The 14,670-nt window shown below is 64.9% G+C and carries 16 protein-coding genes and 1 pseudogene; 4 read left to right on the forward strand and 13 right to left on the reverse strand.

Going from position 1 to position 14,670, the window contains the following annotated elements:
* Positions 1 to 11 precede the first annotated feature (11 nt).
* A complete protein-coding gene (locus tag CF68_RS36695; RefSeq protein ID WP_084187537.1) occupies positions 12 to 449 on the reverse strand; it encodes a MerR family DNA-binding protein in 438 nt (145 codons plus the stop codon).
* A 151-nt stretch (positions 450 to 600) separates the two neighbouring features.
* On the opposite strand from CF68_RS36695, the gene CF68_RS38800 reads away from it, so the two are divergent.
* Both CF68_RS38800 and CF68_RS36705 read left to right on the forward strand, forming a co-directional pair.
* Positions 601 to 816 (forward strand): GDCCVxC domain-containing (seleno)protein, encoded by a 216-nt coding sequence (locus CF68_RS38800; protein WP_084187539.1) that lies wholly within the window; start codon positions 601 to 603, stop codon positions 814 to 816.
* A gap of 152 nt (positions 817 to 968) precedes the next feature.
* Positions 969 to 1,193, forward strand: coding sequence for a DUF2188 domain-containing protein (locus CF68_RS36705; RefSeq protein ID WP_084187541.1), 225 nt, complete (start codon positions 969 to 971; stop codon positions 1,191 to 1,193).
* A gap of 210 nt (positions 1,194 to 1,403) precedes the next feature.
* Here the strand turns inward: CF68_RS36705 and CF68_RS37820 are convergent, their stop codons facing one another.
* The 6 genes from CF68_RS37820 to CF68_RS30190 all read right to left on the reverse strand — a co-directional run bounded on the left by CF68_RS37820 (position 1,404) and on the right by CF68_RS30190 (position 5,306).
* Positions 1,404 to 1,577, reverse strand: a complete 174-nt coding sequence (locus tag CF68_RS37820; RefSeq protein ID WP_200872612.1) for a hypothetical protein — start codon at positions 1,575 to 1,577, stop codon at positions 1,404 to 1,406.
* A gap of 190 nt (positions 1,578 to 1,767) precedes the next feature.
* Positions 1,768 to 2,475, reverse strand: a complete 708-nt coding sequence (locus tag CF68_RS30170) for an aspartate/glutamate racemase family protein (protein WP_035826222.1) — start codon at positions 2,473 to 2,475, stop codon at positions 1,768 to 1,770.
* 145 nt (positions 2,476 to 2,620) lie between these two features.
* A complete protein-coding gene (locus tag CF68_RS30175; RefSeq protein WP_035826223.1) occupies positions 2,621 to 2,896 on the reverse strand; it encodes a hypothetical protein in 276 nt (91 codons plus the stop codon).
* Between the two features lie 563 nt (positions 2,897 to 3,459).
* Positions 3,460 to 4,392 carry an NADP-dependent oxidoreductase gene (locus tag CF68_RS30180; RefSeq protein WP_035826225.1) on the reverse strand — a complete coding sequence of 311 codons (933 nt, stop codon included), beginning with the start codon at positions 4,390 to 4,392 and terminating at the stop codon, positions 3,460 to 3,462.
* The gene (locus tag CF68_RS30185) at positions 4,392 to 4,820 is read right to left on the reverse strand and encodes a nuclear transport factor 2 family protein (protein WP_035826228.1); all 429 of its coding nucleotides are present in this window, start codon (positions 4,818 to 4,820) and stop codon (positions 4,392 to 4,394) included. Before CF68_RS30185 ends, CF68_RS30180 begins: the two co-directional genes overlap by 1 nt.
* A gap of 57 nt (positions 4,821 to 4,877) precedes the next feature.
* A complete protein-coding gene (locus CF68_RS30190) occupies positions 4,878 to 5,306 on the reverse strand; it encodes a DoxX family protein (protein ID WP_035826231.1) in 429 nt (142 codons plus the stop codon).
* Between the two features lie 123 nt (positions 5,307 to 5,429).
* Between CF68_RS30190 and CF68_RS30195 the strand changes: the two are divergent.
* Positions 5,430 to 6,334 (forward strand): annotated as a pseudogene (locus CF68_RS30195) (LysR family transcriptional regulator).
* Positions 6,335 to 6,359: 25 nt separating this feature from the next.
* Here CF68_RS30195 and CF68_RS30200 read toward each other — a convergent pair.
* The 4 genes from CF68_RS30200 to CF68_RS30215 all read right to left on the reverse strand — a co-directional run bounded on the left by CF68_RS30200 (position 6,360) and on the right by CF68_RS30215 (position 11,366).
* Positions 6,360 to 7,481, reverse strand: a complete 1,122-nt coding sequence (locus tag CF68_RS30200) for a CaiB/BaiF CoA-transferase family protein (protein WP_035826234.1) — start codon at positions 7,479 to 7,481, stop codon at positions 6,360 to 6,362.
* A gap of 79 nt (positions 7,482 to 7,560) precedes the next feature.
* Positions 7,561 to 8,553, reverse strand: coding sequence for a tripartite tricarboxylate transporter substrate binding protein (locus tag CF68_RS30205; protein WP_035826236.1), 993 nt, complete (start codon positions 8,551 to 8,553; stop codon positions 7,561 to 7,563).
* Between the two features lie 63 nt (positions 8,554 to 8,616).
* The gene (locus CF68_RS30210) at positions 8,617 to 9,801 is read right to left on the reverse strand and encodes an acyl-CoA dehydrogenase family protein (protein ID WP_035826239.1); all 1,185 of its coding nucleotides are present in this window, start codon (positions 9,799 to 9,801) and stop codon (positions 8,617 to 8,619) included.
* An 11-nt stretch (positions 9,802 to 9,812) separates the two neighbouring features.
* Positions 9,813 to 11,366, reverse strand: a complete 1,554-nt coding sequence (locus CF68_RS30215) for a long-chain fatty acid--CoA ligase (protein ID WP_035826241.1) — start codon at positions 11,364 to 11,366, stop codon at positions 9,813 to 9,815.
* Between the two features lie 133 nt (positions 11,367 to 11,499).
* On the opposite strand from CF68_RS30215, the gene CF68_RS30220 reads away from it, so the two are divergent.
* Positions 11,500 to 12,393, forward strand: a complete 894-nt coding sequence (locus CF68_RS30220) for a LysR family transcriptional regulator (RefSeq protein WP_035826243.1) — start codon at positions 11,500 to 11,502, stop codon at positions 12,391 to 12,393.
* 23 nt (positions 12,394 to 12,416) lie between these two features.
* Here CF68_RS30220 and CF68_RS30225 read toward each other — a convergent pair whose 3' ends face one another.
* Both CF68_RS30225 and CF68_RS30230 read right to left on the reverse strand, forming a co-directional pair.
* Positions 12,417 to 13,421 (reverse strand): tripartite tricarboxylate transporter substrate binding protein, encoded by a 1,005-nt coding sequence (locus tag CF68_RS30225; RefSeq protein WP_051591754.1) that lies wholly within the window; start codon positions 13,419 to 13,421, stop codon positions 12,417 to 12,419.
* 62 nt (positions 13,422 to 13,483) lie between these two features.
* A complete protein-coding gene (locus CF68_RS30230) occupies positions 13,484 to 14,650 on the reverse strand; it encodes an acyl-CoA dehydrogenase family protein (protein WP_035826245.1) in 1,167 nt (388 codons plus the stop codon).
* Positions 14,651 to 14,670: the final 20 nt, after the last annotated feature.

Consider the following 14,670-nt stretch of genomic DNA (forward strand, 5'->3'; position numbering starts at 1 on the left):
CGGTGCCGATCTTAAGGTCGGCAAGTTCCGTCACGAGCGTTCTCAGATCTCATGTTGGCAGACAAAGTGTCAATCAAGGGACAAGAAGCCTCATTGCCATTGGCGTGGCATTGCCCAATGAGATTCTTCAGTTCAGCTCGCAATCGTCGCAAATCCTTCAGTCTTTCCTCCACAAGACTGAGCTTTTGCTCGGCCAGTGCGCGGGCTGTGCTGCACGTGCCGCCATCGCTTTGTCGCAGCAGTACTCGGACTTCATCCAGGGTGAACCCGAGCGACTGGGCTTGGCGAATGAAATGAAGCCGCTGCAGGCTCTGTTGCGAATACTGGCGAATGGCGCCATAGGCACGCTCCGGCACCGGCAGCAGGCCGCACCGGTGGTAGTAGCGTACCGTCTCCACGCCAACGCCAGCCGCCTTGGCCAGCTTCCCGATTGTTAGTGTGTGGTCCATCGCTTGACTCCGTACCTTGGTACGGACCTAGGCTACGCCTAAACTGCACATACGGGAAGGGTGGATTGCATTGCGATGGGCAACGCCGGGGATCGGGGCGCCAGGCACGGTGACCGTCTACTGCCCATCGGCAGTGAGGCAAAGAGAGACGATGAGCGCCGTCAAGCTGCAGTCAATCATCACCTGCCCCAAGTGCGCGCATGCAAAAGAAGAAACCATGCCCATTGATGCCTGCCAGTGGTGCTATGAGTGCGAGCGCTGCCACGCGATGCTAAGGCCCAAGGCTGGTGATTGCTGCGTCTTCTGCTCGTATGGCACCGAAAGGTGCCCGCCCATGCAACAGCAGTCTTGCTCGTGTGTTCGTTGACACATGTACAGCGATGCACGACGTACCCTCAATGCGGTTCCTCGCGGATGATCCCGGCCCTTACCCAGCCACGCTTGTCCGCGGGAACGTGTTCTTGCTCGACAGTACGCGACGCCCGCTGTATGTCGCGGGAAATCTAGAGAGGGGTCATTATGCAATCGCGGATCATTCGCGTTCTGCCCGCAGAAGATGGTTGGGCATTGGAGTTCGGCGGCCTCAATATAAGGGCCCAGAAATTTCCGACCATGGAAGCGGCAATCGCTGCGGGTTGGGACGTGGCCAGGCGAGAGAACGCCGAATTGCACATACATCGTCACGACGGGGATGTGCACTTGCATAACCCGTGTGGCGACAAGCAACAGGAGCCGCAGCGGTGACGCCGTACTAGCTGTGCTGTGAAGCGCGAAAGGGCTGTCCGTGGTGAGATCAAGTGATGTTTTGGGCGCACATTTGCCAGACAGTGTCTGGCAAATTCCATGAACGGGCAATTTGGCAGATTCCGACCGGCAGATCCGATCGAACGGCCACGCTTGATGCGGCTTTCAGACTGGGTGACGTGCCGAAGCACCGCCAGACCAGAGGCACTGCTATGCCGCAAGCGGCCCAGCTGCCATCAAGGCATCCAGCTTTGCTTTCACCATTTCAAGCAGGCAGAGCGCGCTGAAGCACGCTTCCGAGCGCACGCTTTGCAGCACGAGCACACCATCAATGCCGGCACGCACCTCATGCAGGCACGCGTTGGTTTCGATTGCATCGACCATTACTGACTCCTTACCAGGTTCATGCGCGCCACTCATTTGAAGGTGAGGGTGGCGGGACGCGGTACGCCGCGGCGGCACAGAGTTGGAGGAAGGGGAGAAATGAAGGACTGAGCGGCGCTAGCCCATAGTTTTGGGAGTCTGCATGCTTCCAAGCGCTGGATCCGGGCCGAGCCGGGAAAGCCCCCAAACCTCAATCGCGCTTGTCCTCCCGCAACGCCAGCGTCACTGCCGCCTGTGCGTGCAATGCGGTCGAGTCGAATACCGGCAGCGCAACGTCATCCTGTCCGATCAGCAGCGCGATTTCCGTGCAACCCAGAACCACGCCGCCTGCACCTTGCGCCTGGAGGCTAGAGACAATGCGCTGGTAGTCGGCGCGGGCTGCATCTCGCACGATGCCATGGCACAACTCGTCATAGATGACCTGGTGCACCAACTCGCGGTCGGCCTGATCCGGCACCAGCACTTCGATGCCGTGTAAGTCGCTCATCCGTGCACGGTAGAAATCCTGTTCCATGGTGAAGCGCGTACCGAGCAAGCCTACACGCCTGATGCCGGCTTGACGCAGGGCCTGCGCGGTGGGGTCGACAATATGTACGAAGGGAACCTTCAGCACTGACTCAATCTGCGGCGCTACCCGGTGCATGGTGTTGGTACAGAGCAGCACGAAGTCTGCTCCCCCCGCCTCCAGTTGTAGGGCCGCCTGCTGCATGCACCTGCCAAGCTCGTCCCATTGTTGTGCGTGCTGCAGTGCCTTGATTTCTTCGAAACAAACCGTGGCCATGATGCTGCGGGCGTTGCAATGCCCGCCCAGGCGCGCCTTCATGCCCTGGTTGATCAGCCGGTAATACTCGGCGGAAGATTCCCAGCTCATGCCGCCGATTAGCCCGATGGTCTTCATGCTTGTATTCCCCTTGCGCAGACAGTGCTTGTAACGTGGGGAGGCAATCTAGCAGGGCCGGGTCATTGCTGCCATGGACAGTTCCTGCGATTCCGACCTTGCCAGTGCTGGCAATGCCGGCCATAGGGGGCGGTCGCGGCTTGCATTACAGCTTGCCTTCGATCGACTTGCGCTCTAGCCAGATTTCCTGCACGAACGGATCCGTGACGCCATAGATGCCATGGCCCCTGCGCATGATCAAGTTCGTCGCCATCAGTTCATTGACTACTGGCTGTGCCTCCTCGACACGGACTTCCCGTCTGATTGACGCGGAGTACACGGTGGCGGCCTCCGCGGAGAACAACCCGCGGGCGTCTCCGTCAGACGAGGCGATGCGGTCGAAGATCGCCGTGGCCAACCCACCCAGCTGTTCGAGCTTCATCAGTTCCAGATCCGCAGCAGTCGATCGGAGCGTGGTGCAGCAATTGCCGGGTCATCCGGTCGGCCAGAGCGGGGCGGCGATAAATGTTTGGCATAGTGCATTTATTTGGAATTATTGAATTTCAATAATTATTGCGATCCCATAATTCCCAATAAACCATGATCCCTGACCACGCCTATGGCCGCGCGGGTAACGCAAAGGACATTTGATGGGTGCTCGCTGTAAGTTCTTCGCGCTGTAGCAGGGCGCCCATGCGCGGCGTGCAGCGTCTGCATCTGTTCGGCCGGAACGTTGGCCGGAGCAAACAGGCGGCTTCAGTCGTCGATGACGCAATCAGTATTTCCTGCCGACGTCATGCAGGCGATAAGAGATGTCGCATTCGGAGGGGGCGGGCGAAGCTTGCTGTAACTCAGGTAAGTAGGAAATCCCTGAGTCTTGAAACGCGGTACGCCGCGGCAGCACAGAGCTGGAGGAAGAGAGGGGGAGGATTGAAGGACTAAGCGGGCCCGATGACCACTCCAGCCGCGTGACGTTCAGCGGCTTCGCGTAGTCGGCATGGATGTCTATCGCTGGTTCGCCATCTGGATGATGACCTTGCCTTTTGCGTGCCTGGTCATGCTCCTGCTCATGGCGTGCGATGCTTCGTCGAGCGGAAAGACCGAATCGACCTGCGTGCGCAGCTTGCCCGACGCATACAGGGCAGCGATCTCTGCGAGCTGGTTGCCGTCGGGCCGGGTGGAGAAACGTTTGCCCTCCGCGCCTGACGCACGGCCACGCGATATATCTGGCTGACTGACGCAGGAGACTAGGACGCCGCCGGGCTTGAGGACTGACCACGACTGGTCCTGCGTGTAGCCACCGACCAGGTCGAGAACCATATCCGCCCCCGCGACCCGGCGGGAAAAATCCTCCGCGCCATAGTCGATCACGGTGGCCGCACCCAGGCTACGCACGTAGTCGAGGTTGGCACCGGAGGCGGTGCCGATCACCTCGGCGCCAGCCAGGGCGGCCAGCTGAACCGCTACGCTGCCCACACCGCCGGCCGCGGCATGGATGAGGATCTTCTGTCCTGCACGAAGGCCGCCATGCTCGAACAGCGCCTGCCATGCGGTAAGTGCGACGGTCGGGATTGCCCCGGCTTCAGTCAGCGGCACCTTCCCTGGCTTGCGCGCAAGTCGCTCCGCGCTGACGGCGGCGCGGGTCGCGTAGCCTCCGGCAATCCCGATGAAGCCCATCACTTCGTCACCGGGGGCGAAGGTCGTGACATCGCGTCCCACCGCGATCACCGTCCCGGCAGCATCGGCGCCGGGCGTGAACGGCAACGGTACGGGGATCACGCTGCGCATTGCGCCGGACACGATCTTCCAGTCGATGGGATTCACCGACGTCGACATGATGTCGATAAGCACCTCGTTGTCCCCCGGGCGAAGATCGGTGACTTCGCGTAGTGCCAGGTTCTGCGGGCCGCCGAATGCGTCGACTTGTATGGCTTTCATCAAATGCTCCTTGCATAGTCCACGGCGATGGGCGCGTCTAGCGCCACTGCGGCCTGAACCGGGTTGAAGTACTCGCGAAGGTGCGCGATCTTGCCGTACCTGACGGTCAGGAAGACGACATATTCCTGTTCATAGGGCCGGCCGGTCGATCGGATCAGGCCCTTGGCACGCACCACGCCGACGGACATCCCTGGATCGGCCAGTGCCGAGACCTGCGCATCGAAGAAGCGAAAGCCGGATACTTCGCCGATGAACCACTGGGCATGCCTGATGACGGCTTCCCTGCCAGCCAGTTGACGCGGGTGGCCCAGGCTCGGCGCGTAGGGAAGATCCCACACGATGTCGTCGGCAATCAGTTCCTTCCACCGCTCGTGATCGTCCACAAGCGATTCGAAATGCTGGTTCAATAGTGCTGCTGCGCTGTTCATGATGTTCCCCTGTGGAGACTGCTAGCCCTTAGGCAGCGAAGGCTGTATCAGCCGAGATCAGTTGGCATGGGCCAGCCGCGTGGATGCCATGCGGCGTTCGTCCAGGCTGAACTCGCCGGCGCCGTTGGCCACCAGTTGCAGGAGCCCGCCGGCCATGGCCAGGTTCTTCAGGAAGTGGAACATCTGGTTCTGGTCGCCGAGCGCATGATGGAAGATCAGCGCAGTTGCCACGGAGTAGATGGCAAGCATTGCCGCGACGGCGCGCGTGCGATAGCCGGCAATCAGGAGTGCACCGCCTGCCAGTTCGAGCACCAGCGCGCCGGCGAAGCCCAGCGTCGGCGCAGGCAGGCCGAGCGATCCGATGTAAGCCAGGGTGGCACCCGGAGCCATCAGCTTGCCTAGGCCGCTGACCAGGAAGATGGCGGCGACAAGGATGCGGCCAATCAGTGGAAGGGATGAATGCGACAGGATGTGCTTGGAGTTCATGGTGGGTCCTCGATAGAGAAAGTGGTGAAGCGGCCTTGCAGATGGCATGAGGGGAGAGTAGGCGCTTGACATCCATCTCGGTAGCCTATATTTCTAGATTCTATCCATCTATGGGGTAGATACATGCTCGATGGCGTTTCGTTGGACCAGCTGCGCACCTTTATTGGCGCCGCCGACGAAGGAAGCTTCTCCGCGGCGGGCCGCAAGCTGCGGCGCGCGCAGTCCGTGGTGAGCCATACGCTGGCCAACCTGGAGGCGCAGATCGACGTGCGCCTGTTCGACCGGGGCGGCCGCTATCCGCGCCTCACGGAGCAGGGCAGCGCCTTGCTGGCGCAAGCGCGCCTGGTGGTCAGCGGCATGGATGGGTTCAAGTCCAAGGCACACGTGCCATGGCGGAGGGGCTGGAGCCCGAGTTGTCGGTGGTCGTGGACGTGATGTATCCGATGGCGTCGCTGACCGGGGCCGTGGGGGAGTTTCGCGAAGCCTTTCCCCATACGCCGCTGCGCCTGTACGTCGAGGCGCTGGGGGCAGTCCTGCGGCCGGTGCTGGAGAGCGTTTGCCGGCTTGGCATCAGCGGCTCCATGCCGGCGGTTCCGGAGGCGCTGGAAGCCGAGAAGCTGCTCGATGTGCCAATGGTCACGGTCGTGGCGCCGCAGCATCCGCTGGCTGCAAGGAAGAGGCTGATCCGGGCAGCCGAACTGGAAGATCACGTCCAGCTGGTGCTCACGGACCGGACTACGCTAAGCGAGGGAAGGGCCTACGGCGTGTTCTCCCCCCTGACCTGGCGCCTGGCCGACCTTGGCGCGAAGCATGCATTCCTGCGCGCCGGCTTCGGCTGGGGACATATGCCGGTGGCGATAGTGCAGCCGGATCTCGGCCAGGGCACGCTGGTGCCACTGAGACTGGAGAGCTTTCAGCCCCGAACCCCGCCGATCGCCATGTTTGCCGTGTATCGCAAGGACGCGCCGCCGGGCCCCGCCGCGCGGTGGTTCCTCAGGCGGCTGAAAGGGACGTCGGCGCGCGACTGAACGGACATGCCCGGTATTTGTGGGGTCAGATGGTTTGGGATCGGCGTTTATCTGCGTTGTGCTCCCCCACCTGAGCCACAAAATCCTCCCCCTCTGGTAACCCCAACGAAAACCTCACCGGAAAATTCACAGCAATCCCGCCTTCCCCAGGCACGGACCGCACCACCCCCCGAGCCAGCACATGTGGATCCTGGAATAGACCCGTCGCCCCCAGCACCGGCGAGAATGGAATGTCCAACGGTTCGAAGAACACCTCCCACTCGGCGAGATCGCGTGTACGGAACACCGCCGCCATCAAATCATTGACCTCCACCTTGTGCCCATACCGCCCGGCCCGCGTGGCAAAGCGCGGATCACGCAGGGCCGGGAATTCTTCGCCCAGCGCCTCGCACAGATTGACCCAGAACTTGTTCTCGAGGATGCCCATCGCCAGATGCCGGCCATCGCGCGTTTCGAAGAGATCATTCTCCGGCATCACGGTAGGGGATGCCTGCGGCGATGCCTCATGCCCGCGCGCGGCCCACGCGCCGTGAGCGGTCCACGACAGGATCGCGTCATGGATCGAGACATCGAGATGTTGTCCCTGTCCGTTCTGGCGCGCACTCATGATCGCCACTGCAAGCGATAGCGCTGCGTAGCCGGATGCAGCGTAATCCGACACCCGCACGCGCGGGCGCGAGACCTTGTCGTGCACCTGCACCGGCGTCGCCCAATAGCCGGCCAGCGCCAGGTAGTTCAGGTCATGCCCGGCGTGGCTGGCATAGGGGCCGGTCTGGCCAAAGCCGGAGACCGAACACAGCACGATGGCCGGATTGACAGCCGCCAGCGCTTCATAGCCCAGCCCGAGCCGCGCCATCACGCCGGGGCGGAAGCCTTCTACTACTGCATCGGCATTGCGGACCAGGTCAAGGAAGGCTTCACGGCCAGCATCGGTCTTCAAGTCCAGCGCAATCGAGCGCTTGCCGCGGTTGAACTGCGCAAACACCGTCGGACCAAGCTGCCGCGCGGTGTCGCCGGTGCCGGGCTGCTCCACCTTGATCACATCCGCGCCCAGTTGCCGCAGCAGGCTGCATGCGTGCGGACCGGGCAACAACTGGCTGACGTCGATGATGGTGACGTCCTTGAGGCAGGACCATTCTGGCTTCATACAGGGCCTTGGGGGGAGAAGGGAAGAAGGGGTGCCCGCACGCGCGGAAGGTAGCGTGCGGCGGACGCGGGCAGGGCGCTCAGCCCAGGTCGCCGACCATGCCGATCGACTTCATCAGGTCGCCGTAACGCGCGTTGTCGCTGGCGACAATGGTGCCGAACTGCGCGGGCGAGGCGCTGCGGCGCAGTTCGCCGGCATTGGCCTTGAGCTGGGTATCGAACACACCGGCCGTCTGCAGGGCGCCGACGGCGGCGTGGAGCTTCTGCGCCAGTTCGGCCGGGAAGTTGGCCGGTGCGAACAGGCCGCTCCAGTTGTCGATGACAAAGCCCGGGGGCAGGGCCTCTGCCATGGTTGGCACGTCCGGGAAGAACGGCGAGCGCGCGGCGGCAGTGACGGCGAGCACCCTGACCTGGCTATTGCGCACGTACTGTGTTGCGGTGCCGAGCACCGGCATGCCGAACTGGGTTTGTCCCGTCAGCATGGCGGTGATGATTTCCGGCGCGCCCTTGTAAGGGATGTGCACAGCATCGCAGCCGGTCTGGTGCAGCATGGTTTCCACCGCAAGATGGGCGATACTGCCCTTGCCGCCGGAGCCGTAGTTGAACTTGCCCGGCGCCTTCTTCATGGCGGCGATCAGCTCGGCAGCGGTCTTGTAGGGCGACGAGACCGGCACCACCAGCGCGGACGGCCCGCCGGACAGGGCGGTGATCGGCGTGAAATCCTGCGCCGGGTCATACGGCATCTTGCGGTACATGTGCACGTTGATCACGTGCGTATTGGCCAGGATGCCCAGCGTATAGCCATCGGGCGCGGCACGGCGCAGCGCGCTGGCGCCGATGATGCCGCCGGCGCCGGGCATGTTCTCGACCACCAGCGGTTGGCCGAGTTTCTTGCCCAGCTCCGCCGACAGCGTGCGGGCGACGTTGTCGGGCGTGCTACCGGCGATAAACGGAACGATCAGCCGGATCGGGCGGTTGGGGTAGCTCGATGATGTGTTGGCGGCGCGGGCCGGCAGCAGCAGGCTGCCCAGCGCGGCGGCGCCGGCGGTGGCAAGCCAGTTTCGGCGGTTCATGCGTGGTCTCCGTGGTCTTGTCGTATGGTCTTCATGCCGGCGGCGACCGTGCCGCCGGCACGGTCAGGCCTTCTGCTGCTGCAGCGGTTCCAGGATGGCGCGCGCAATGGTGTTGCGCTGGATCTCGCTGGTGCCGGTGAAGATGCGGAACATGCGCAGCTTGCGGAAGGTCTGCTCCACCGGGTGGCCGCGCGTGACGCCGACATTGCCGTGGATCTGCACGGCAATGTCCGCCACCTCGAAGCAGCGCTCCGAGACAAAGAGCTTGCACGCCGCGGCCTTCATGCGCAGGTCGGCGCCGGCATCGGCCAGCGCGGCGGTATGCGTGATCATGCTCTCGCAGGCCCACAGCGCGGCGGCCATGTCGGCCAGCATGTGCTGGATGGCCTGGAAGCGCGCGATCGGCCCGCCGAACTGGCGGCGCTGGCCGGCGTATGCCACCGACGACTCATATGCCTTGGTGGCCAGCCCCAGCATGCTGGGGCAGTGCAGCAGGCGGTTCACGTTGATGCGCGACATGCCCAGCTTGAAGCCGTTGCCTTCGCCGCCAAAGATATTGGCGCGCGGCACGCGCACATTCTCGAAGCGGATGTCGCCGTCGATATGCTGGCCCGACATCGGCACGTACTCGTTGCTTACCGTCACGCCGGGCAGGTCCAGGTCGACCAGCACGGCGGTGATGGCCGGCGGCGTGGTGGTGGCGTCGGTCACGCACATGACGATGGCAAAGTCGGCGAACGGCGCGCCGCTGATGTAGTGCTTGCCACCGTTGATGACCAGCTCGTCGCCATCGGCCACGGCCGAGGTCCTGATGCTTTGCGCGTCGGAGCCGGAATGCGTTTCCGTCAGTGCGAAGCAGGTCGATTTCTCGCCACGGATCACGGGCTCGAAGTAGCGCTTGAGCTGGTCCGGCGTGGCGTACTTGAGCATATTGCCTACGCGCGGCGGGCCGCCCAGGTCGCCCAGCACGTGCGCGGCCAGCGTGGAGCCGCTGGCGGCAAGGTCGGCCTTGAGGGCGCATTGCTCCTGGATGTTCAGGCCCTTGCCGCCGAGCGATGTCGGCAGGCACGCGGCGTAGAAGCCCAGCTCGCTGGAGCGGCGCCAGACATTGCGCAGGGTCTCGCGCGGCCACGGGTCTTCAGAGCCCAGGCCGAGTTCCTGTTCCAGCGGGCGCAGTTCTTCGTCGATAAAGCGGCGGATGCCGGCGCGGGTTTCCAGCAGTACGGGATTGGTCAGGTGATCGAACATGGCGGGCTCCTTCAATTCACACGGCGCCCGACGCCTTGCCAGTAGCGTTCGCGCACGATCTTGCGGGCCAGCTTGCCGCTGGCGTTCTTGGGCAGCTCGGCGACGAAGTCCACCGAGCGCGGCGACTTGTAGTCGGCAATGCGCTCGCGGCAATGCGCGATCAGCTGCTGCGCGGTGGCCTCGCGCCCGGGGCGCAGCGTGACCACGGCCTTGACGCTTTCGCCCCAGGTGTCGTCCGGCACGCTGATGACGCAGGCTTCCAGCACGTCGGGGTGCTGGTACAGCGTGGCTTCCACTTCGGTCGGATAGACGTTGAAGCCGCCGGAAATGATCATGTCCTTCTTGCGATCCACCAGGTACAGGTAGCCGGCCTCGTCCACGCGCGCCATGTCGCCGGTGTGCAGCCAGCCGTCGATGATGGTCTCGCGCGTCAGCGCGGGCTCGTTGAAGTAGCCGTGGAACACGTCTTCGCCGCGGATCACCAGTTCGCCGATCTCGCCCACGGCAACCTCCTTGCCGTGCTCGTCGACCACGCGCACTTCGGTCTCGCCCAGGGCGCGGCCGCAGGAGGCCAGGCGCTCAGGGTGGTTGGCGATGGCGTCGGCATGGTCGGTGGTGGACAGGCGCGTGACGCCCGAGGTCGATTCGCTGGCGCCATAGCCCTGCGACAGGATCGGGCCGATGCGCTCCCATGCCTCGCGGATGCGTGCCGGCGCCATCGGGGCGGCACCGTAGGCCAGGGTCTTCAGGCTGGACAGGTCGGCCTGGGCCAGCGTGGGCTCGGCCAGCAGCATGTTGATCATGGCCGGGACCATGAACACGTGGGTGATGCGCAGCCGCGCCACCTCGGCCAGGAAGTGCGCGGGCTCGAATTTTTCGAACAGCACCAGCGTGGCGCCCTGGTACAGGTAGGGCTGCATCAGCATGCCGGAGGCGTGCGTGACCGGCCCGATCAGCGCCAGCCGGTCGCCGGGGCGGGCCGGGCGGTCCATGCCGGACACCATCTTGCGCAGCGCCGCCATGCGGTTGCCGTAGCTCTGCATGGCGGCCTTGATCTTGCCGGTGGAGCCGGACGAGAAGTGCAGCACGGCCAGGTCGTCGGCAGCAGGGGTGATGTCCGGCGATGTGGTGCCGGCGTTGGCCAGCAGCGCTTCATATTCGACATAGCCCGCCGGCGCATCGCCGATGGCGATAAAGGTCTCGATGCTGCCGAAGCCCGCCGTGGTGCGCGCATAGCCGGTGTAGCCGGGGCCGGCGATCAGCACGCGCGGGGTGCAGTTCCCGACCACGTCGCTGGCCTCGGCCGCGGTGAAGCGCGGGTTGAGCGCCGCCTTGACCAAGCCGGCCTTGTACAGCGCGCACTCCAGTTCGACCAGTTCCGGCCGGTTGCGCGACTGCACCGCTACGCGGTCGCCGGGCTGCAGGCCCAGTGCCAGCAGCGCATTGGCCAGGCGCGTGGAGCGTTCGTCCAGCTGGCGATACGTCACCTCCCGGTCCTGGTAGAGGATGGCGGGCTGGTCGCCCCAGTAGCGCGCGGCGCGGCGCAGGAAATACGCGAAACCCATGCTGTCTCCGTTGATGCCTGTTGATTCTGGCGAGCGCTTTTAGGTGTGCTCGTGCGCCGTAGTCTGTAAGATGGCAGGCATCACCACAATGACGTGTTGGCTATAAAGTCATAACCATCAGGAATGTGATGCAATGGAGACGCGGGACATCGAATACATCCTCGCCGTGGCGGCGCACGGCGGCATTGGCCGTGCCGCCGACGCGCTGGGCATCAGCCAACCGGCGCTGACCAAGGCGGTGCAGCGGGTGGAGACGCAGGCCGGGCTGCCGCTGTTCGAGCGCACCGCCAACGGCATGACCGCCACCTACGCCGGCACGCGCTTCCTGGAGCGGGCGCGGCGCATCCAGCTGGAATACGAGGACGGCATCAAGGAGATGCTGGGCATCCGCACCGGCGAGCAGGGCATCCTGCGCGTGGGCTATTCGCCGTCGATCCCGGGCAGCGTGATCCTGGGCGCTTGCCGGCAACTAGTGCGCGAGCGTCCCGTGGCACGGCTGCGGCTGCGCCGCAGGCTGGCGCGCGACCTGCTGGACCTGCTGGCGGCGGGGGAACTGGATGTGGCGGTGGCGCCGGCGCCGTTGGCAGCTTCATCGACCGGCCTGATGGTGCAGCCGCTCTTTGATGACCGGCTGGTGGTGGTGGCGGACGAGGGCCACGCCTTGCTGCAGCGGCGCAAGCTGCGGCTGGCGGACCTGGCGGACCAGGAATGGCTGCTGCCCGAAGGGCATATCACGCTGCGCCAGCAGGTGGACGCGGCGTTCCGCCGGCGCGGCCTGCCGGAGCCGCGGCCGCGCATCGAGATCGACTTTGGCAGCAGTTCACTGTTTGCGCTGATGCAGGGCACGCAGATGCTGAGCATCGCGAATGAAGGCGGCGATGCCATGCAGCACGGCCTGCGCGTGCTGCCGCTGGGCGTGGAGGAACTGGACCTGCGCCGCAACATCGGCGTGATCTCGCGCGAGGGCGCCTACCTGTCGCCGCTGGCGCAGCGCCTGACGGTGCTGCTGCGCGAGCACAGCGGCTGAGCCGCCAGGCCCCGCGCAAGCGGCTACTGCAACGGAATCTTCGCCACCGTTGCCAGCCGCTTCCAGCGCTGGATCTCGTCCTTCTGGTACTGCAGCATCTCGGCCGGCGACGACAGGATCAGCTTGGTCGACTGGCGCGTGTAGTACTCGCGCACATCCGGGGCGTTGCCGGCCTGCGCAAACAGGTCCTGCAGCCGTTTCACCACTGCCGGCGGTGTCTTTGCCGAGACCGCAGCGGCCACCCAGTTGTAGGCCAGGAAGTCAGGCAGGCCGGCTTCGACGATGGAGGGCACGTCCGGCAGCAGCGGCGAGCGCTGCGGCGCGGTGTAGGCCAGCGCGCGGACCTTGCCGCCACGGACCAGTTCGATGGCGCCGGTGGCATCCACCACGGCGAAGTCGACATTGGCCGCCGTCACGCCGTTGATGGCATCGCCCGCGCCCTTGTACGGCACGGCGGTCGTCTTGATGCGGGCCAGTTCGTTGAGCCATTCGGAGTAGAGCGTGTAGGAGATCGAGCCCGAGCCGTAGTTGAGCGCGCGGGGGCGCTTACGGGCATCTTCCAGCAGCTCGGCCAGCGTGCGGTAGGGCGAGCTTGCCGGCACGATGATCACGCATGGCCCGCGCGACAGCAGCGTGATCGGCGCGAAGTCGGTCAACGGGTCATACGGCAGCTTGCGGAAGGTGGCGGCATTGGTCGACAGAGTGGAATTGCTGCCGATAAAGACCGTATAGCCGTCAGGCGGCGCGTTCAGCGCGGTCTGCACGCCGATAAAGCCGTTGCCGCCGGGCTTGTTCTCAACCACCACGCCCTGGCCGGTCAGCTCGCCGATTTTCTTGGCGAACATGCGCGCGGTGGTGTCGGTGCCGCTGCCGGAAGGGAACGGCACGATAAAGCGGATCGGGCGGGATGGGAAGGCGTCGGCGGACTCGGCGGCGGGCGCCGCCAGCGGCGTAGCGGTGCCGATGGCCGCCAGTGCGGCGGCAGCCAGTCCAATGAAGCGGCGGCGGGAACGGAAGGCCTGTTGCATGGTGTCTCCTGAGCGTGGAATGCCCGGCGTGTTCCCGCCGGTGCAAGGGGATAAATGGGGGCTTAACGGCGCAAGCCGAGCAGGTCGCGTGCAATCACCCAGCGGTGCACCTCGCTGGGCCCTTCGTAGATGCGCATCAGACGGGTCTCGTTGGCCATCTGCTGCAGCGGCAGCTCCTTGGTCATGCCCATCGCGCCGAAGGTCTGCATGGCATGGTCGATCACGTCCCACGCCATCTCGGTGGCGAAGACCTTGATCATCGATACCTGCGTGCGCGCCTCGTCGCCGGCGTCGATGCGGCTGGCGGCCTCATAGGTCATCAGGCGGCAGGCGTGGATGCGCGTGGCGGCGTCGGCCACCCACCACTGGATCGCCTGGCGCTGCGCCAGCGGCGCGCCGAAGGTCTGGCGCTGGGGTGCGTATTCGCAGATCATGTCCAGCGCCCGTTGCGCCCGGCCGATGCACCACGCGGCCATCTGCACGCGGCGCGTTGACAGCCGCGCCTGCATCGGTGCAAAGCCCTGGCCCTCGGTGCCCAGCAGCTGCGAGGCGGGGATGCGGCAGTCTTCCAGCACAACCTCGTAAGTCGATGCGCCGCCGATCATCGGGATGCGGCGCTCCACCCGGAAGCCAGGCGTGCCACGCTCGACGATAAAGGCCGAGATGCCGCCGCGCGCGCCCTTGGCCTTGTCGGTCACGGCCATGACGATGGTCCAGTCGGCGCGTGCCGCGCGGCTGATCCAGATCTTGCGGCCGTTGAGCACCCATTGGTCGCCGTCGCGTTCGGCGCGGGTGGTCATCATGGCGGGGTCGCCGCCGGCGCCGGGCTCGGAAATGGCGATGGCCGACACGGTCTCGCCGCGCGCGTAAGGGGCCAGGTAGCGCTCACGCTGGGCCTCGCTGGCACTAAGCATCAGCATGCGCAGGTTGGGCGAGTCCGGCGGCAGTTCGTAGGGCGTGATGGTCTTGCCCAGTTCTTCGTTGACGCCCACCATCGCCACCGTGGGCAGGTCGGCGCCGCCCATCTCCGTGGGCGCATCCAGGCCCCACAGGCCCAGTTCGCGCGACATCGCGTCAAGCCGCGCGTGTTCTTCCGGCAGCAGCGTCATCTGCCCGCCGGCGGCTTCGCGCGCCAGCACCGCGGGTTCCAGCGGGATCAGCTGCTCGCGCACAAAGCGCGCGACCAGGTCCTTGAGCATCCGGTGTTCTTCGTCCAGTTCAAAGTTCATGCCTGTCTCCTGCTGATTCG

It is taken from the genome of Cupriavidus sp. SK-4, from assembly GCF_000611125.1.
Classification (GTDB): domain Bacteria; phylum Pseudomonadota; class Gammaproteobacteria; order Burkholderiales; family Burkholderiaceae; genus Cupriavidus; species Cupriavidus necator.